Annotated in this window: 16 protein-coding genes; 8 read left to right on the forward strand and 8 right to left on the reverse strand. The window is 67.9% G+C overall.

From position 1 onward, the window contains the following. Positions 1–4: 4 nt before the first annotated feature. From ccoG to IB278_RS15355, 5 genes are read left to right on the forward strand one after another with little or no spacing between them, the layout of a single operon-like run. Positions 5–1,468, forward strand: a complete 1,464-nt coding sequence (gene ccoG, locus IB278_RS15335; RefSeq protein ID WP_192323882.1) for a cytochrome c oxidase accessory protein CcoG — start codon at positions 5–7, stop codon at positions 1,466–1,468. A 13-nt stretch (positions 1,469–1,481) separates the two neighbouring features. After that, positions 1,482–1,775: a FixH family protein gene (locus IB278_RS15340; RefSeq protein ID WP_145747344.1), complete on the forward strand. Its 294-nt coding sequence runs from the start codon at positions 1,482–1,484 to the stop codon at positions 1,773–1,775. Continuing rightward, positions 1,772–2,023 (forward strand): hypothetical protein, encoded by a 252-nt coding sequence (locus IB278_RS15345; protein WP_145747343.1) that lies wholly within the window; start codon positions 1,772–1,774, stop codon positions 2,021–2,023. The genes IB278_RS15340 and IB278_RS15345 overlap by 4 nt, the downstream gene beginning before the upstream one ends. Then, complete coding sequence (gene hemN / locus IB278_RS15350) at positions 2,020–3,432, forward strand: oxygen-independent coproporphyrinogen III oxidase (protein ID WP_192323884.1); 1,413 nt, start codon at positions 2,020–2,022, stop codon at positions 3,430–3,432. The genes IB278_RS15345 and hemN overlap by 4 nt, the downstream gene beginning before the upstream one ends. 2 nt (positions 3,433–3,434) lie before the next feature. Beyond that, entirely contained in the window at positions 3,435–4,139 is a 705-nt protein-coding gene (locus IB278_RS15355) for a sulfite exporter TauE/SafE family protein (protein ID WP_192323886.1), read from the forward strand. A gap of 15 nt (positions 4,140–4,154) precedes the next feature. Here IB278_RS15355 and IB278_RS15360 read toward each other — a convergent pair whose 3' ends face one another. Together IB278_RS15360 and IB278_RS34220 are read right to left on the reverse strand one after the other, a co-directional pair. Beyond that, on the reverse strand, positions 4,155–6,506 hold the full coding sequence (locus IB278_RS15360) for a phosphoketolase (protein ID WP_192323888.1): 2,352 nt from the start codon (positions 6,504–6,506) through the stop codon (positions 4,155–4,157). Beyond that, positions 6,499–6,912 carry a BON domain-containing protein gene (locus tag IB278_RS34220; RefSeq protein WP_261380456.1) on the reverse strand — a complete coding sequence of 138 codons (414 nt, stop codon included), beginning with the start codon at positions 6,910–6,912 and terminating at the stop codon, positions 6,499–6,501. The genes IB278_RS15360 and IB278_RS34220 overlap by 8 nt, the downstream gene beginning before the upstream one ends. Positions 6,913–7,034: 122 nt before the next feature. On the opposite strand from IB278_RS34220, the gene IB278_RS15370 reads away from it, so the two are divergent. Further along, complete coding sequence (locus tag IB278_RS15370) at positions 7,035–8,222, forward strand: fatty acid desaturase (protein WP_192323890.1); 1,188 nt, start codon at positions 7,035–7,037, stop codon at positions 8,220–8,222. A 49-nt stretch (positions 8,223–8,271) separates the two neighbouring features. Then, the gene (locus IB278_RS15375; RefSeq protein WP_145747338.1) at positions 8,272–8,493 is read left to right on the forward strand and encodes a hypothetical protein; all 222 of its coding nucleotides are present in this window, start codon (positions 8,272–8,274) and stop codon (positions 8,491–8,493) included. A gap of 23 nt (positions 8,494–8,516) precedes the next feature. Here IB278_RS15375 and IB278_RS15380 read toward each other — a convergent pair whose 3' ends face one another. Then, a complete protein-coding gene (locus tag IB278_RS15380) occupies positions 8,517–9,026 on the reverse strand; it encodes a universal stress protein (RefSeq protein ID WP_145747337.1) in 510 nt (169 codons plus the stop codon). 190 nt (positions 9,027–9,216) lie between these two features. Here IB278_RS15380 and IB278_RS15385 point away from each other — a divergent pair, with 190 nt between their 5' ends. Next, complete coding sequence (locus IB278_RS15385; RefSeq protein ID WP_145747336.1) at positions 9,217–9,801, forward strand: hemerythrin domain-containing protein; 585 nt, start codon at positions 9,217–9,219, stop codon at positions 9,799–9,801. Here the strand turns inward: IB278_RS15385 and IB278_RS15390 are convergent. From IB278_RS15390 to IB278_RS15410, 5 genes are all read right to left on the reverse strand, one after another. Then, a complete protein-coding gene (locus IB278_RS15390) occupies positions 9,798–10,652 on the reverse strand; it encodes a L,D-transpeptidase (RefSeq protein ID WP_192323892.1) in 855 nt (284 codons plus the stop codon). The two genes, IB278_RS15385 and IB278_RS15390, sit on opposite strands and share 4 nt — an antisense overlap. A gap of 95 nt (positions 10,653–10,747) precedes the next feature. Continuing rightward, a complete protein-coding gene (locus IB278_RS15395; RefSeq protein ID WP_192323894.1) occupies positions 10,748–12,112 on the reverse strand; it encodes a DUF5666 domain-containing protein in 1,365 nt (454 codons plus the stop codon). Beyond that, positions 12,109–12,951 carry a DUF6502 family protein gene (locus IB278_RS15400; RefSeq protein ID WP_192323896.1) on the reverse strand — a complete coding sequence of 281 codons (843 nt, stop codon included), beginning with the start codon at positions 12,949–12,951 and terminating at the stop codon, positions 12,109–12,111. Before IB278_RS15400 ends, IB278_RS15395 begins: the two co-directional genes overlap by 4 nt. A 121-nt stretch (positions 12,952–13,072) precedes the next feature. Beyond that, on the reverse strand, positions 13,073–13,588 hold the full coding sequence (locus IB278_RS15405; RefSeq protein WP_192323898.1) for a GspH/FimT family protein: 516 nt from the start codon (positions 13,586–13,588) through the stop codon (positions 13,073–13,075). A gap of 14 nt (positions 13,589–13,602) precedes the next feature. Then, positions 13,603–16,701, reverse strand: a complete 3,099-nt coding sequence (locus IB278_RS15410; RefSeq protein WP_192323900.1) for a pilus assembly protein — start codon at positions 16,699–16,701, stop codon at positions 13,603–13,605. Positions 16,702–16,709 lie beyond the last annotated feature (8 nt).

Here is a 16,709-nt window from a genome sequence, read left to right on the forward strand (position 1 = left end):
CGTCATGGACTCATCCGCCCCCGTTTCCTCCTCTGCATCGACACCGGCCAGCCCCGGTGCGCGCAAGACCATTCCCATCGTTCCGGTCGAGAGTGACTCGGTGGGCCTGTACGAGGCCTCGAAGAAGATCTATCCGCGCACCGTGCGCGGCATGTTCGCGCGCTGGCGCTGGGCGATGGTCTTCCTGACCCAGCTGGTGTTCTACGGCCTGCCGTGGGCCGAGTGGGGCGAGCGGCAGCTGGTGCTGTTCGACCTGGCTGCACGCCGCTTCTACATCTTCGGGCTGGTGCTGTATCCGCAGGACCTGATCTACCTTTCGGGACTGCTGGTAGTCAGCGCGCTGGCGCTCTTCCTCTTCACCGCGGTGGCCGGGCGGCTGTGGTGCGGTTATGCCTGCCCGCAGACCGTCTACACCGAGATCTTCATGTGGGTGGAGCACAGGATCGAAGGCAACCGCACGGCGCGTATGCGGCTGGACGCCGAATCGATGTCGCTCGAGAAGCTGGTGAAGAAATGGTTCAAGCACCTGGTGTGGATCGGCATCGCGCTGTGGACCGGCTTCACCTTCGTGGGCTACTTCACGCCGATCCGCGACCTGGGGCTGGCCTTCCTGCAGACCCGCATGGGTTCGTGGGAAGTGTTCTGGGTCTTCTTCTACGGCTTTGCGACCTATGGCAATGCCGGTTTCATGCGCGAGCAGGTCTGCAAGTACATGTGCCCCTATGCACGCTTCCAGAGCGCCATGTTCGACCGCGACACGCTCATCGTCACCTACGATCCGGAGCGCGGCGAGCCGCGTGCGCCCCGGCGCAAAGGCGTCGACCCGCGCAGCATGGCGCTCGGCGACTGCATCGACTGCGGGCTCTGCGTGCAGGTGTGCCCGACGGGCATCGACATCCGCAAGGGGCTGCAGTACGAGTGCATCGGCTGCGGCCTGTGCGTGGACGCCTGCGACACCGTGATGCAGAAGATGGCCTATGCGCCGCGGCTGATCCGCTACGACACGCAGAACGGCATGGAGGCCGGATGGACGCGCGGCCAGCTGCTGCGCCGCGTGCTGCGCCCGCGCGTGCTGGTCTACACCGCGATCCTGGCGCTGCTGGTCATCGGGCTGCTCGCGAGCCTCGTCACGCGCATGCCGCTGAAGGTGGACGTGGTGCGCGACCGCGCATCGCTGGCCCGCATCGTCGAGGACGGCCGGCTCGAGAACGTCTACCGGCTGCAGATCATGAACGCCACCGAGGAGGCGCGCGATTACCGCATTGCCGCCCACGGCCTCGAGGGCCTGACCGTCTCGCCGGGCGAACCGGTCACGATCGGTGCGGCGCAGTCGCGCTGGGTCGCGGTGCGGCTGCAGGTGCCCTACGGCGCGGTGCCCTCGGGTTCGCACACGGTGCATTTCGACATCCGGGACGAGCGCAGCGGTGTCCAGGTGTCGGAAAAAGCGGCCTTTCTTGTGCCGCGCTGAAGGAGCCGAGACGATGAACGCAACGACAACAAGCCCGCCGCCGGCCCCACGCGACGCGTGGTGGCGGCATCCGCTGCTCTGGATGGTGATCGCCGGCCCCGCGCTGGTGGTGGTCGCGAGCTTCGTGACCCTCTGGTACGCCTGGGACAGCCCCGACCCGCTGGTGTCCGAGGACTACTACCGCCGCGGCGTCGAGATCAACAAGACCCTGGCGGACAAGGCATTGATGCCCGCGGTCAACGGCCGCAACCACGCGGCGACGCCGGCCGAGGCCGTGCCGGGACCGCGCCGCGGGGCCGCGCCATGAGCGGGCCGCGCCAGCTGATCGGCATCCTGTGGCCCGCGTTCCTGCTGGCCTGCGCCATCGAAATCCTGGTCTTCGCGATGGTCGATCCTTCCGACCTGCACTGGGGCGGCGAGGCGCTGCGGATGTCGCGCCAGGGCGTCTACACCGTGGCCTTCTTCGTTTTTTGGGGCATGGCGGCGGCTTCGAGCGCGTTCACGGCGCTGCTGGCCATGCCGCCGTCCCGCGAACCCGCCGAGCCCGCGCAATGACACAGCCCTGCACCGCCTTCATCGAGGCGCCCCTTGCCGCCCCCTTGTCCGCCGCCGTGCTGCGGCAGTTCGACGTCGCCGGCCCGCGCTACACCTCGTATCCCACGGCCGACCGGTTCATCGAGGCCTTTGGCGCGGACGAGTACGCGGCGGCGCTGCGCGAGCGGCGCGATGCGGGCACTTCGGCGCCGCCGCTGTCGCTCTATGTGCACATTCCGTTCTGCGAATCGCTGTGCTACTACTGCGCATGCAACAAAGTGGTGACGCGGCACCGCGAGCGGGCCACCCAGTACCTGGCCTACCTGGCGCGCGAGACCCGGCTGCAGGCCGCGCAGCTCGGCCGCCGCGCCGCCGTGAGCCAGCTGCACCTGGGCGGCGGCACGCCCACCTTCCTGAGCGACGCGCAGCTCGGTGAACTCCTGGCCATGCTGCGCGAATCCTTCGACTTCATAGCGGGCGGCGAATGGTCCATCGAGATCGATCCGCGCACCGTCGATGCCGCACGGCTCGCCAGCCTGGCGGCGCTGGGCTTCAACCGGCTGAGCTTCGGCGTGCAGGACTTCGACCCCGAGGTGCAGAAGGCCGTGCACCGCATCCAGCCCGCGCACCAGGTGTTCGGCTTGATGGCCGATGCGCGCGCGCTGGGCTTCAAGTCGATCAACGCCGACCTGATCTACGGGCTGCCGCGCCAGAACGACGCCTCCTTCGAGCGCACGATGGCCCAGGTCTGCGAGCTTCGGCCCGACCGCATCGCGCTCTATGCCTATGCGCACCTGCCCGAGCGCTTCAAGCCGCAGCGGCGCATTGCCGCGGAGGAGCTGCCCGACGCCGCGGCGCGGGTGCGGATGCTCTCCAGCGCCATTGCCACGCTCAGCGATGCCGGCTACGTCTACATCGGCATGGACCACTTCGCGCTGCCGGACGATCCGCTGGCGGTGGCCAAGCGGCAGGGGCGGCTGCAACGCGACTTCCAGGGCTACAGCACGCAGCCGGAGGGCGACCTGGTGGCGCTCGGTGTTTCCGCCATCGGCCGCATCGGAGCCACCTACAACCAGAACGCCAAGACGCTGGACAGCTACTACGACCTGCTCGACCAGGGCCGCCTGCCGGTGGTCCGCGGCCTTGCGCTGTCGCGCGACGACGTGCTGCGGCGCGCGGTCATCATGGCAGTGATGTGCAGGGGGCGGGTGGTGTTCGACGCCATCGGCGAGGCGCACCGCATCGACTTCCGGCACTACTTCGCGGCCGAGTTCGCGGCGCTCGGACCGCTCGCGGCCCAGGGGCTGGTGCGGGTCAGCGACCACGACATCGAGGTCACGGCGCAGGGCTGGTTCGTGGTGCGCGCCATTGCCATGGTGTTCGACCGCTATTGCCGCGAGAACCGCACGCGCTTTTCGCGCGTGGTCTGAGCATGCAGACCGCATGGGCCGGCGCCGCCTTGCTGATGGGCCTGGCAGGCGGCCCGCACTGCGTGGCCATGTGCGGCGCGGCTTCGGCGGCGGTGATCCGCATCGTGCCGGCAGCGGCCACGGCGGGCGGCCATGCAGGCACCGCCTTCGCGGCGCCGGCGGCCTTCCACCTGGGCCGCATCGCGAGCTACGCCGCCGCGGGCGCCATCGCCGCCGCGAGTGTGGACAGCCTGGCCCAGGCCAGCGCGCAGGTCGCAGCGCTCAGGCCGCTGTGGATGCTGCTGCATGTGTTCGTGTTCGCGTGGGGCGCCATGCTGGCCGTCGCGGGCCGCCAGCCGGTGTGGGCGCAGCGCATCGGCCGCACGCTCGAAGCGCGCCTTCGCCCGGTGGCGGGCGGCACGCCCGCGGGCCTGCTGGCAGCGGGCGCACTCTGGGTGGCCATGCCTTGCGGGCTGCTCTACTCGGCGCTGCTGCTGGCCAGCCTGGGCAACAGTCCGCTGCAGGGCGGCCTGTCGATGGTGCTGTTTGCCATCGGCAGCGGCATCTCGCTGGTGCTGGCGCCGTGGCTCTGGCAGCGGCTGCGCTGGGGCGGCACCGGCCGGCTCCAGGCCTGGGGCGCGCGACTTGCCGGTGTGCTGCTGGCGGCCGTGGCACTGCAGGCGCTCTGGTCGGACCTCGGCCACCGGATCGCCGACTGGTGCCGCTGAACGGCGCGCGCCGCTTCAGCCCGCCCAGCGCCAGTCTTCGATCTCCGGCATGTCCTTGCCGTGCGCGCTCACGTAGGCGCGGTGCTCCAGCAGCTTGTCGCGCAGATGCTGCTGCACATGGCCCGCGCTGTTGCGAAAGCGTTCGACGCGCGCAATGGCGTCGGCCGCCAGGTGGAAGCGGTCGAGCTGGTTGAGCACGGTCATGTCGAAGGGCGTGGTGGTGGTGCCTTCCTCGCAATAGCCGTGGACATGGAAGCTGTCGTGGTTGGTGCGCTTGTAGGTGAGCCGGTGGACCAGCGAGGGATAGCCGTGGAACGCGAAGATCACCGGCCGGTCGGTGGTGAAGACGGCGTCGAACTCCGCGTCTGGCAGCCCGTGCGGATGCGCATCGGGCGACTGCAGCGCCATCAGGTCGACCACGTTCACCACGCGCACCTTCAGTTCGGGCAGCATCCTGCGCAGCAGGTCGACCGCGGCCAGCGTCTCGAGCGTGGGCACGTCGCCGGCGCAGGCCATCACCACGTCCGGCGCGGCGTCTTCGTCGTTGCTGGCCCAGGTCCAGATGCCCAGGCCCACGGTGCAATGGCGCACCGCGGATTCGATGTCCAGCCACTGCGGGCCCGGCTGCTTGCCCGCGACGATCACGTTCACGTAGTTGCGGCTGCGCAGGCAATGGTCGACCACCGACAGCAGCGTGTTGGCGTCGGGCGGCAGGTACACGCGCACCACCTCGGCCTTCTTGTTCACCACGTGGTCGAGAAAGCCCGGGTCCTGGTGGCTGAAGCCGTTGTGGTCCTGCCGCCAGACATGGCTGGTGAGCAGGTAGTTGAGCGAGGCGATCGGGCGCCGCCAGCCGATGCCGCGCGCCACCTTGAGCCACTTGGCGTGCTGGTTGAACATCGAATCGACGATGTGGATGAAGGCCTCGTAGCACGAGAAGAAGCCATGGCGTCCGGTGAGCAGGTAGCCTTCGAGCCAGCCCTGGCAAAGGTGCTCGCTGAGCACCTCCATCACGCGGCCTTCGGGCGACACATGGTCGTCGCCGGCGAGGATCTCGGCGGTGGAATTCCGCGCCGTGACCTCGAACAGCGCGTCCAGGCGGTTCGACGTGGTTTCGTCCGGCCCCATGACGCGGAAGTTGCGCGCCGCCTCGTTGCGGCGCATCACATCGCGCAGGAACCGGCCGGCGATGCGCGTGGCCTCCGCATCCGCGGCGCCCGGCGCCGTGACCGTGACGGCGTGCTCGCGGAAGGGCGGCATGGCCAGGTCGCGGAGCAGCAGGCCGCCGTTGGCATGCGGATTGGCGCTCATGCGCCTCGTTCCCTTGGGCGCGAGCGCCGCGATCTCGGGACGCAGCGCGCCGGCCGCATCGAAAAGTTCTTCGGGCCGATAGCTGCGCATCCAGTCTTCGAGCAGGCCCACATGCTCCGGCTTGGCGGAAAAGCCGGTGAGCGGCACCTGGTGCGCGCGGAAGGTGCCCTCGACCGGCACGCCGTCCACCTGCCGCGGCCCGGTCCAGCCCTTGGGCGAGCGCAGCACGATCATCGGCCAGCGCGGCCGCTCGCGGAAGCCGCTCTTGCGGGCGCTGGCCTGGATGGCGTGGATATCGTCGAGCGCCTTGTCGAGCGCGGCCGCCATCAGCCGGTGCATCTGCGCGGGCTCGTGCCCGGCAACGAAATACGGCTCGTGTCCGTAGCCCCGCAGCAGCTGCGCCAGCTCTTCGTCCGGAATGCGCGCGAGCACCGTGGGGCCGGCGATCTTGTAGCCGTTCAAATGCAGGATCGGCAGCACGGCGCCGTCGCTCTCGGGGTTCAGGAACTTGTTGGAATGCCAGCTTGCGGCCAGCGCGCCGGTTTCGGCCTCGCCGTCGCCGATCACGCAGCAGGCGAGCAGGGCGGGGTTGTCGAACACCGCGCCATAGGCGTGCAGCAGCGAATAGCCGAGCTCGCCGCCTTCATGGATCGAACCCGGCGTTTCCGGTGCCACATGGCTCGGAATGCCGCCCGGAAACGAGAACTGCGTGAAGAGCCGCTTCATGCCGTCGGCATCCCGGCCGATGGCGGGGTAGACCTCGCTGTAGGTGCCCTCGAGATAGGTATTGGCGACCACGCCCGGGCCGCCGTGGCCGGGACCCGCAATGAAGATGGCGTCGAGTTCGCGCGCCGCGATGGCGCGGTTCATGTGCGCGTAGATGAAGTTCAGGCCCGGCGTCGTGCCCCAGTGGCCGAGCAGCCGCGGCTTGATGTGCGAAAGGCTCAGCTTCTCGCGCAGCAGCGGGTTGTCCATCAGGTAGATCTGGCCCACGGACAGGTAGTTGGCCGCGCGCCACCAGGCGTCCAGCAGTGCGAAGTCGTCGTGTTCAGCCATTGTTTGCGCATTCCGCGGTGGTCAGCTGGTTGATGATCCGCTTGACGCCTTCGGCGCGGCGCACGGCGCGCTCGACGGCGCTCTTCAGATCCTCGCTGGCCAGTCGGCCCTGCAGGGTGACCACGCCGTCGGCCACGCGCACGTCGACGTCGCAACTGCACACCGCCGGGTCCCAGTTCAGCTGGGCGAAGACCTCGTGCCTGAGTTGAATATCGGGGTTCATTTCAAACCTTTCGAGGAAGAGGGGGCTTCTTGCTGCGACGTCCGCAGCGTGATTCGCAACGCGCTCCTTGCCGACACTATCGGCGCGCACAGTTTGCACCTTGCCTGCGCGCTGCAATTCCAATGTTTTCCGCAGGTCTTTTGCGCGAAGCGGGAGCGGGCCCCGACGGTCGCGTTCTTTCACATCTCTTACGCCGGCACCGAACGCTTCGATTCTTTGGCCGCGCGGCCGCGGCCGGCTTGCGCCAGATCAAGGCCCGGGCATCGGGCGCTTTGCAGAATGCCGCGGTTGTCCAAGAGGTGCAAATGCAGCAGTCCGTACTCTTCTCCGGCGTCTTCGATCTTCCATGGTGGGGCGCCGTGCTCGTGGCGCTCGCGCTGACCCACGTCACCATCGCCTCGGTCACCATCTTCCTGCACCGCCACCAGGCGCATCGCGCGCTCGAGCTGCATCCCGCGACGAGCCATTTCTTCCGCTTCTGGCTCTGGCTGACCACGGGCATGGTGACGAAGGAATGGGCCGCCGTGCACCGCAAGCACCACGCCAGGTGCGACACCCCCGAAGACCCGCACAGCCCGCAGGTGCTGGGCATCAACCGGGTGCTGTGGGGCGGTGTCTTCCTCTACATCCGCGAGAGCGACAAGCCGGAAACCATTGCGCGCTACGGCCACGGCACGCCGGACGACTGGATCGAGCGCAGGCTGTATTCGCGCCACAAGATTCTCGGCATCGTGCTGATGGGCATCGTGGACATGGTGCTCTTCGGCGTGGTGCCGGGTGGGTTGATTCTTCTCGCGCAGATCGCGTGGATCCCGTTCTGGGCCGCCGGCGTGGTCAACGGCATCGGCCACTACTGGGGTTATCGCAACTGGCCAGCGCTGGACGCGAGCACGAACATCTCGCCGATCGGCATCCTGATCGGCGGGGAGGAGCTTCACAACAACCATCACGCTTTTCCCACTTCGGCCAGGCTGTCGTGCAAGTGGTACGAATTCGATGTGGGCTGGCTGTACATCCGCGCGCTGCAGGCGCTCGGCCTTGCCACCGTGAAGCATGTGGCGCCGACGCCGCGGCTCGCGGCGCCCAAGCCGGCCGTCGACCTGGAAACCGTGCAGGCGGTCATCCGGTGCCACTACGACGTGCTCTCGAGCTATGCGCGTTCCCTGAAGCAGGCCTATGCCGAAGAGTTCGGCCGGCTGCGCCGCCTGTCGCCGCGCGAGGCTCATTCGCTGCGGGCCGTGAGGCACTGGCTGGCCAAGGACGAGCGCATGCTCGATGAATCGCGGCGCATGCGGCTTGCGCTGGCTTTGCGCGGATCGCGCGCGCTCGATACGATGTACTCGATGCGCAGGGAGCTGACGGCGTTGTGGAGCCGTTCCGCCGCAACGGGCGAACAGCTTGTCGGGCAATTGCAGGACTGGTGCCAGCGCGCGGAGGCCAGCGGCATCGCGCCCCTGGCCGAATTCTCGAAGCGCCTGCGTTCCTACGCCTGACCTGGCCCGACCCGCACGATTTCGTTTCCCGACAACACAGGAGAACAGCATGGACAGCAAGCTTTCCGCGACTCCGGCATCGGCATGGACCGATGCCTATTTTCGCTCCCTGCTCGACTGGCAGGCGGCCTGCGGCGCAAGCGTGCTGCAGGCGCAGCAGATCCAGTGGGGAATGCTGGCCGCCTGGCAGCAGTCGGCCAAGGCCGTCCAGCAGGAGCTGCTGGACCAGTGGACCAGCCGTTTCGGCGGCGGCGTGCCGCTTGACGGGTAGGCCGCACAGCGCGGCCGGCCGGGTTACTGGCTCGCCAAAGCGCCGCTCGGCATCGTGAAGCGCGCCGCTTCCGCCTTGGCGTGCGATTCGGGCGCGCGCACCAGCAGCACCGGAACGCTCGCGCTGCGCAGGATCTGCTCCGCGCTGCTGCCCATCACCATGCGGCCGAGGCCGCGCCGGCCGTGCGTCCCGAGCACGATCAGGTCGGCGGGCCATGAAGCCGCCTCGGCCGTAACCCGGTCCGGAACGGCCCCCCTGAAGTTGTCGCACAGCACCGAGTCGGCCTCGACGCCTTCGGCGGCGGCCCTTGCCTTGCCTTCCTCGAGCAGCTTGGTGGCGGCTGCGCGCAGCTCGTTGAGCCAGTCGCCCGTCCGGCCCGAGTAGGCGTCCATCGCCAGGGCAAAGGAGAGCTCGTCGATGACGTGGATCAGGCGCAGACGCCCCGCGGTGACCTTGGCCAGGCGAATCGCTTCGCCCAGGCCGTGGCTGGATGTCGAACTTCCATCGACAGGAACAAGAATTCGCTGGTACATGGTGTCCTCGCTTTGCTTTGAGGTGGGTATGCGGCCAGTGTCCGGGCCGGTGCGAGGCGCGGCTTGATGCGGATCAAGCGAAAGCGTCGTCGCAGGCGAAAGGCATCGAACGGCATGCACGGCATTTGATCTGCAGCAACCCTGTGCGGGCCCGGACCCGCGATCCTCGGGTACGCACAGGAGCCATTCCATGACCCACGCCACCGTTCGCATCATTCGCCAGGAGCATGCGGCGCTCGCCGCCATGCTGCGCTCCATCATCATGCTGCTCGAACAGCACCGCCGCAAGGGAACCCCGCCCGACTTCGCGGCCTTGCGCGCCATGCTGTTCTACGTGGACGAATTCCCGGAAAAGCGGCACCACCGCAAGGAGAGCGAGCTGCTGTTCCCCAAGCTGCGCGCCCGCACGCCGATCTCGCGCGAACTGATGGACCGGCTCGACAACGACCATGCCTGGGGCGAGCGGAAGATCCGCAACGTGGAGCACGCGATGCTGGCCTTCGAGATGCTGGGCGACTCGCGGCGGGCGGCCTTCGAAAGCGCGATGGAGCAATACGTCGACTTCTACCTCAACCACATGGCGATCGAGGAGCGCGAGATCCTTCCGCTCGCCGAGAAGGTGCTGACCCCCGAGGACTGGCGCGAACTCGACGAGGCGTTCGGCCGCAACCGCGATCCGCTCACCGGCTACCGGCCGGAGCGGGAGTACGAGTCGCTTTTCACCCGCATCGTGAACATCGTGCCGGCGCCGATCGGGCTGGGCCCCGCGGCCTAGGGCGCGGAGTCCGCGCCGGCGGGCGGGGTGCCGGGCTTCGGCGGTGGCGACCAGGCGGGCCGTTCGGAGCGGCCGCTGTCGACCACGATGAGATAGCGCCCAGCGCCTTCGACCGGCGCCTGGTCCGGCGGCAGCACCCACGGTGCGCTGCCCTCGGCCTTGGCCCTGAGGTAGTCGGCATCGAGCACGCCCAGGCGGTCGAGGAAGCGGTTCAGGCTGGCCGGAATGCGGATGCAGCCCTTCGACTGCACGCTGCCCAGCCGCGGTTCGAGCCGGTCGGGATCGGTGGCATGCATCTGCAGCCGCATCGTGCTCGTGCCGCCCCGGCCCCACAGGCGCCGTGCCTGCTGCCAGCCGAAATCGAACACGCGCATTCCCTTTTCGCCATAGCCGCGAATGCCGAATTCGTTGCGCGAGCCCTCCGCGCGGAAATCGTGATTTGCCACCGAGTGCTCGAACACGCCGAGCGGCGTCTCGAAGTATTCGAATCCGCCGGGGCGTCCCGTCGAAACCGGAGATGCACCGACCAGCACCGGCGCAGCACCGGCCGGCAGCCAGAAGACGAAGATGGCCTGGACCGAGGCGCTGCGGTCCACCAGCAGCGCGTACTGGGAGGGCTCCTCGGCAATGCCTGCGCGCTGGAGTTCATCGCGCGCGAGGTGGCCGTAGCGCTGCGCTTCCTCCGGCGGCGGCTCGAGGCGGCGATCGACCTGTTCCGTGAAAGCCTGGCGCAGCCGCGCCGGATCGGCCCAGCAGGTGGCGAGCGCGACTGCAAGCGCCGCAAAGACGAGCGCCCGGGCGATGCGGCGCAGCCTGGCGCCCGTGCTCTTTTGTGCTCCCGCTTCTTTCATACCTGCCAGGGCAGGCGAGCTGCGCCGGCCCTGGCAGGTTGGTACCCCGGAGGCCTGCGCGAGTTCCCGGGGTGTGCGGCCCCGGGGCGGTCTGTTCAGGGCGTCAGGAACGTGACGGTCTGCGCGGTCAGCACGCCATCCACCACCGCGTTGCCGACCACCGTGACGCGGCGGCCGTTGGCCAGGTCGGCGGCGCTGCCGTTCTCGAAGACCGTCGCGGGGCTGCTGGCGTTCACCTTCTGGCCCTTTACCACGAAACTAGAGGGCGACACGTAGTCGCCGATGGCGCCGATCAGCGTGAAGGCGACCGGCCCGCCCGTGCCGGGGATATAGCGGATGCGCAGCTTCTTCACCACCAGCACGCCGTTGGTCATGAAGCCGTCGAGTTCCACCTTGACGCCGTCGCCGATCGAACTCGCCGGGCCGCCCGTGACGATGGCATTGGATGCATCGACGGCCGTGCCCAGCACCTTGAAGGCATTGAGCCCGCCGTAGTTTGTGATGACACCCGCCAGTTGCACCGCGGCGGCGTTCTGCGTTGGCACCGCATACCAGCCCTGCACCTTGGTTGCAGTGAAGACGTCTGCAACCGGTGCAGCGCTGCCGCGCACGCGGACGATGGCGCCATCGGCCAGCGTGGAGAGGTCGATGCCGCCCGAGAACGCGGCGCTGCCGTACCGGACCGTGAGCAGGCCCAGCGTGAAGCGCTGTCCGATCCGGTCCAGGTTCTGCACGACACCGGTCACCAGCGGCTCGGGCGACGTCGGCTTCAGTTCGACGCGCGTGGCACGCAAGGTGCCCGGCGCAGAGGGCAGGCCCCAGACCTGCACCACGCTGCCGATCGCGATCTGGGCCAGGCTGTTCGCGCCGCTCCAGATGGTGGCGTTGTCGATGGTGACCGTGGTGCCCATCACGGCGAAGCTGCCGGCCCCGGCAACGATGGCCGACACGGCACCGCGCAGCTCGGCAGCCGAATCGACCTGCTGCGCCGTGGCCGCGGTGAATTCGCTGTCGATCTTGCCCGCAATCCGCACGCTCATGCCGATCTGCAGTTCGGCGGCGTCCTCCAGGCTGGTGGTGGCAGCGTCCGTGTTGTAGCGCACGCCATTCAGGATGATGCTGCCCAGCCCGCCGACGGAGCCGATGCCGGTGGCGTCGGCGGTGCTCACGCCCGTGCCGCCCGAGCCCACGCCAGAACCGTCGTCGCTGCCGTTGCCTGCGGTGCTCGTGCCGTCGGAGCCGCCTGCGCTACCCGTGCCGCCCGTACTGCCGGAGCCATCGTTTCCACCGCCTCCCGTGCCCGCGCCATCGCTTCCAGAGCCCGTCGCGCCGCTACCGGCGATGCCGCCCAGGCTGCCTGCCGAACCGCCACCGCCACTGCCGCCGCCCCCGCACGAGAGCAGCAAGGCCATGGCCCCGGCAAAGAGGATGCCGCGCATCCATCGGTAGTGGTTCTTCATCGTGTTCCTTTGTCCCGCTGGGCGGGGACGGGAGGCGCGCCCGGCGCCGCCTCGTCTTCATAGTAGGTATAGATCCCGACGCGCATGCGCCCCTTGGCGCCTTCGGGCGCCCGGTCGACCGCGCGGTTCATCTCGCCCGCCAGCTCCAGGTGCAGGGCCGCCCAGCGGTCGCGCACCACCTGGTGGATATTTTCGCAATCCTGCAGGCCGAGGCCGCGCGCATATACGGAGCGCTCGAGCATGCGGGGCTCTTCGCCCAGCGTGTTGGACACCGCCGCCAGCAGGTGGTCGCGGCCGTTGTCGCCAAGGAATGCCAGCATCGACTGCAGGTCGTCCACCGGCACGAAGCCGTTGGCCTTGAGTTCGGCGTAGCCGTCCTGTTCGGCCACCATGTTCAGGCGCACCAACTCGTCGAGGATGGTCCGATGGTGCACGTTGCCGCGGCTGCCGAGCCTGGCCACGGTTTCGAAGGAGGGCGCATCGTCGCCCTCGGAGGTGATCGGCAAGCGCTGGAAGGACTGGTTCTCCGACACCATCTGCAGCCACAGCGTGAAGGTCTTGGCAGCGGCGGAGATCTCGGTGTGGGGCAGGGCGTCCACGGTGTCGCGGACCTTGGCCGTCACGGCCTTGCGGTTGAGCCCGGTGGTGACCGACAGCTGGCTGATGTTGGGCTTTGCCACCCCCTGCTGGCGCCAGGAGCGCTTGGCCTCCTCGAGCAGCAGGTCGCGCAGCAGGACTTCCAGGTGCGGGTGCTTGACCCCCATCGCCAGGGCGAGCCTGACCACCGGCCGCAGGATGCGGGCGCAGGCGGCCAGTGCCCAGTCGAGCTGGTGTTCCATGAAAAATGAAGCGTTTCTTCTGATGCGATTGCGGTGCGGCGGCAGGGACTGAAGGGCCCCGGGGCCGTCGATCAGTGCACTATTGTCCGCGTCGCCGAGGATCGCACAAAAAAGACCTCATTCATGCGGCGCAGCTTCCTGCATCGGTCCGCGTGACCGAGGAACGGCCGGTGGCGCTGATCTTGACCAGCCGCTTCGGGGTACCCAGGGGGGTAGCCCGGCAGATCGTGAAGTTGGCCGCGGTGGCGCCGACGCCGGTGCCCTCGAAGGCGAGCGCGCTGAGGCCGCCGCTGTCGCGGATGCGGTAGCCGCTGGCGGCCGCGGGCTGCTTCTGGATCACCGTGGGCGTCGCACCGCTGCTGATGACGATCCAGCCGGCCTCCCATTGCCCGTCGGTGGCGCAGCTGGTGCCGTTGGACGAAGCGCACAGCGTGACGGGCGCGTTGCGCTTGATGGCCTCGCTGCGCGCAAGCTGGCTGCCGGCGACGAGATCGGTTGCGTACGAATTCAGCCGGGTCGAAAGCCGTATGTAATCGAACGAGGGAACCGCCACCGACACCAGCACGATCAGCACCACGAGGGTGACCATCAGCTCGATGAGCGTGAAACCGCGGGCGCGCGTGCCGGGCATGGCCATCCCTTTTTCCTCTTTTACTTCTGGATGAACCAGTAGACCCGGCCCTTGGGCTGCTTGAAGGCGGCCTTGACCGTGGCGCCCTTCGGGCTCAGGAACGAATCGGGGTTGGCGCCGATCACCACGTCGCGGAAGGTGTCGCCCACCATCACGCGGCCGACCACGGGCGAGGGCGCGAGGCCGCCCCCAACCACGTTCTGGAAGCGCGCGCCGTTCTGCCCCGTCGCGTCGAGGTATGACAGGTTGTACACGTTGGCGGTGCCCAGGTTTGCCCGGCACGACTGGGTCACGCTGGAGTCGGTCGGCGTGTGGGTGTTGAATGTCGTGGTGCCATAGGCTGTGACCGATGAAGTCACCACCTGCTCGCCGGCCGCAAGCGCGAGGTACCAGCCCTTCTTGGCCGCGAGCTCGGTCGCCGACGGCGTCGTGTTGCCCGTGATGGCGAACAGGGAGCCCTGGCACAGCACGGAGATGCCGTTGCAACGGGTGGCTTCGGTGGTGAGCCAGGTGGTATCTGAGGGCTTGTCCACCAGCATATAGAAGCGGTTGGCAACGCTGAGTGCGGCAGCGTAGGAGCGCAGCGGCTTCTCGCGGTCGCCCGAGCCCAGCAGCAGCACGTACATGCCGTTGTCCTCGACCACGTCGGGGCCGAACATGAACTTGCGGTTGGGCGTGCAGGAGGTCGCGGGGTCGTCGCACCCGAGCGAAGCGATCTTGGCCAGCTCCCAGCCGGCGGGTGCACTGGCTCCGATGGTGATCCGGTAGACGTTGCCGCCCAGGTCGGCCGCATAGGCGAACCTGGCGAGGCCGGTGCCGTCGTTCACGATGGTGACCTCGCCGCTGACTGCGCGCACGGTGTCGAAGGTCTTCAGGACGTCGCCCGTGCTCGCGTCGAGCACATAGATCTTGTTGCCCTTGGTGGCCGTGCCGCAGGCGCTGGCCGCCGTGGTGGCGTCGACGTCCTCGCACTTGTCGTAGCCGCCGCCGAACATCACGATGGGCGTGCTGCCGGCGCCGTAGCCGCTGGCCTTCACGATCTTCGGCGCCGACCAGGTCTGGCCGATGCCGCTCATGCCGGTGTCGCAGCCGGTGTCGTTGTCCTGGTTGGGGCAGCCGCGGCGCCACTTGAGGCTGGGTGCCGCCGGGTTGGACACGTCAAAAGCATAGATCAGACGGCCGCCGCGGCGCATGCTCGCATAGAGCCAGGCCGAGGTGCCTTGGCGGTAGGCTGCCATCGGGCCGTCCATGCCGTAGGGCTTGGGTGCGGTGGTGCCCACGCTGACGGGCACGCCGGGGAAATTGATGCGCGTCGTGTTGTCGTAGAGCCGCTTGATGCTGCCGTAGAACTCGGGCGGCACGAAGGACCACAGCTCGCTGCCAGGCGCCGCCGATCCGATCGAACCGGTCTGGTTGCCGTTGACTGCGCGCAGCACGCCGTCGTTGGCACCGTAGAACACCACCACCTGTGGCGCTGCGTCGGTGCCGTAGTTGATCGCCACCGGCCGCGAATGCACCACGTCGCCGTGCACCGAGGGGCGCATCGCGGTGGTGGAAGTCAAGGGGTTCCCGGCAGCGTCCTTGCGTTCGTCGCCCTTGTTGTCGAGGCCGCGGAGCCAGTTGATCAGCGCGGTTCGTTCGGTGGTGGTCTGTGCACCCAGCGCCGTCGACGTGATGCTCGCATTGCCGTCGACGAAGCTCGTCAGGGCCGAGCAAGCACCCGGCGCACAGGTCTTGACATTGCGGTCGGCGGTGAGCACCTGCCGCAGCATGTAGCCCTGCGCGCCTTTTTCGACCACGTTGCCGTCGGGAGTGTCCGAAGCTGCAAGTCCGCTGACGGGCAGACTGGTGATCGGGTCGGTGCGTATGCAGTCGCCGGAAGGATTGAAGCTCCAATAGTTGTTGAGCTGGGTCGGAGTCCAGAAACTTCGTGCGCACGGCGTGATGAAGCCGGTTTCCTTGTTGACAGCATCAACGCTGTCCGCGTCCTGCAGGACCAGTTGCTTGGTCTGGGGGTTCACCCCGAGCTTGTACTGCTTGAGATTGCCGTTCCAGCGGGGATAGGCGGAATCGTCAGGGCGGAACATGCCGACGAACACCTGGTTCAGGTAGGTTCCCTGCGTATTCACGCTCACGGGCAGGCTCACCGACGAGAACACGCTATTGACGGACTGGATCTTGCTGAAGATGTCGTCGAAGGCGCCAGCCAGCGCTGTGCCCAGATTGGCCTCCGCATGGACGTCGTAGTACCCGCCTTCACTGACCTTGGCCATGCTCTGGAGCAAGGCGGTCCAGCCCGGTCCCTGGCCTCCCGTGGCCGTGGCCGCTTCGATGGTGTAGACGTTGACGCCCATGCTGGTCTTCAGGAACCTGGCCCATTCGTCGGCCGTGTTGTCCTGCGAGCCGCTCGGGTTCAGCGTGATTGTGCTCGTGTCGCCCCCGGCGGTGCGCAATGCATTGAGGGAAATCGTGGTGTCGCTGCTGTTGTCCTGCGCGGCCCCGTTGCTGATGTAGATGACATAGGTTCTGGCGCAATTGGCGGTGCTCGGACCGATATAGGTGCTGCTGTTGATTGCTGCCAGAGGGTTGCCAGGCAACGCGTAGATCGCCTTGGACGCAGCGGTTCCGAAGACATTGCCCGCGTAGTCGGCCTTTGCCTTGTTGTTGCCGCCCAAGGGCGCGCCGCTGCTCAGGTAGCGGTACACCTCCGCCATCATCTTGCCGGCCTTGCCGCCATTGGATTTGTCGTCATTCACATTGAAGCTGCGAATCAGCGCGCCGTAATTGAGCTTGTTGGCATCGTTCAGAAGGCGCACGCCCGCGCGCAGGTAGGCGCCGTCGATGTTCGAGTTGCCTCCGCCCGTTTCACTGAACATCATCACGCCCACCCTGAACTTGCTCGTGGGCAGGCTCTCGAAGGCACTGGCCAGCGCGTTCATCTCGGCGGCAAATAGCGGCGTCCAGTTGGCCGTGTTGTCCACCACGAACAGCACGTTCGGCGCGGATGTCGTGGTCTGGTTGTAGCCGACGAACAGATCGATGTCTTCCGCCTGGGCCGAGCCCAGGCCGAGCATCAGCATCGCAGTGGCGCAAAGCGATCGGAAGAAGTTCTTTTTCATGGTGGCGA

The organism is Variovorax sp. VRV01, assembly GCF_014852545.1.
Lineage (GTDB): Bacteria > Pseudomonadota > Gammaproteobacteria > Burkholderiales > Burkholderiaceae_C > Variovorax > Variovorax beijingensis_A.

What these genes read in the sequence shown, in the direction of transcription:
- ccoG (WP_192323882.1), top strand. Translation starts at nt 5, where the DNA reads ATGGACTCATCCGCCCCCGTTTCCTCCTCTGCATCGACACCGGCCAGC.
- IB278_RS15340 (WP_145747344.1), top strand. Translation starts at nt 1,482, where the DNA reads ATGAACGCAACGACAACAAGCCCGCCGCCGGCCCCACGCGACGCGTGG.
- IB278_RS15345 (WP_145747343.1), top strand. Translation starts at nt 1,772, where the DNA reads ATGAGCGGGCCGCGCCAGCTGATCGGCATCCTGTGGCCCGCGTTCCTG.
- hemN (WP_192323884.1), top strand. Translation starts at nt 2,020, where the DNA reads ATGACACAGCCCTGCACCGCCTTCATCGAGGCGCCCCTTGCCGCCCCC.
- IB278_RS15355 (WP_192323886.1), top strand. Translation starts at nt 3,435, where the DNA reads ATGCAGACCGCATGGGCCGGCGCCGCCTTGCTGATGGGCCTGGCAGGC.
- IB278_RS15360 (WP_192323888.1), bottom strand. Translation starts at nt 6,506, where the DNA reads ATGGCTGAACACGACGACTTCGCACTGCTGGACGCCTGGTGGCGCGCG.
- IB278_RS15370 (WP_192323890.1), top strand. Translation starts at nt 7,035, where the DNA reads ATGCAGCAGTCCGTACTCTTCTCCGGCGTCTTCGATCTTCCATGGTGG.
- IB278_RS15375 (WP_145747338.1), top strand. Translation starts at nt 8,272, where the DNA reads ATGGACAGCAAGCTTTCCGCGACTCCGGCATCGGCATGGACCGATGCC.
- IB278_RS15380 (WP_145747337.1), bottom strand. Translation starts at nt 9,026, where the DNA reads ATGTACCAGCGAATTCTTGTTCCTGTCGATGGAAGTTCGACATCCAGC.
- IB278_RS15385 (WP_145747336.1), top strand. Translation starts at nt 9,217, where the DNA reads ATGACCCACGCCACCGTTCGCATCATTCGCCAGGAGCATGCGGCGCTC.
- IB278_RS15390 (WP_192323892.1), bottom strand. Translation starts at nt 10,652, where the DNA reads ATGAAAGAAGCGGGAGCACAAAAGAGCACGGGCGCCAGGCTGCGCCGC.
- IB278_RS15395 (WP_192323894.1), bottom strand. Translation starts at nt 12,112, where the DNA reads ATGAAGAACCACTACCGATGGATGCGCGGCATCCTCTTTGCCGGGGCC.
- IB278_RS15400 (WP_192323896.1), bottom strand. Translation starts at nt 12,951, where the DNA reads ATGGAACACCAGCTCGACTGGGCACTGGCCGCCTGCGCCCGCATCCTG.
- IB278_RS15405 (WP_192323898.1), bottom strand. Translation starts at nt 13,588, where the DNA reads ATGGCCATGCCCGGCACGCGCGCCCGCGGTTTCACGCTCATCGAGCTG.
- IB278_RS15410 (WP_192323900.1), bottom strand. Translation starts at nt 16,701, where the DNA reads ATGAAAAAGAACTTCTTCCGATCGCTTTGCGCCACTGCGATGCTGATG.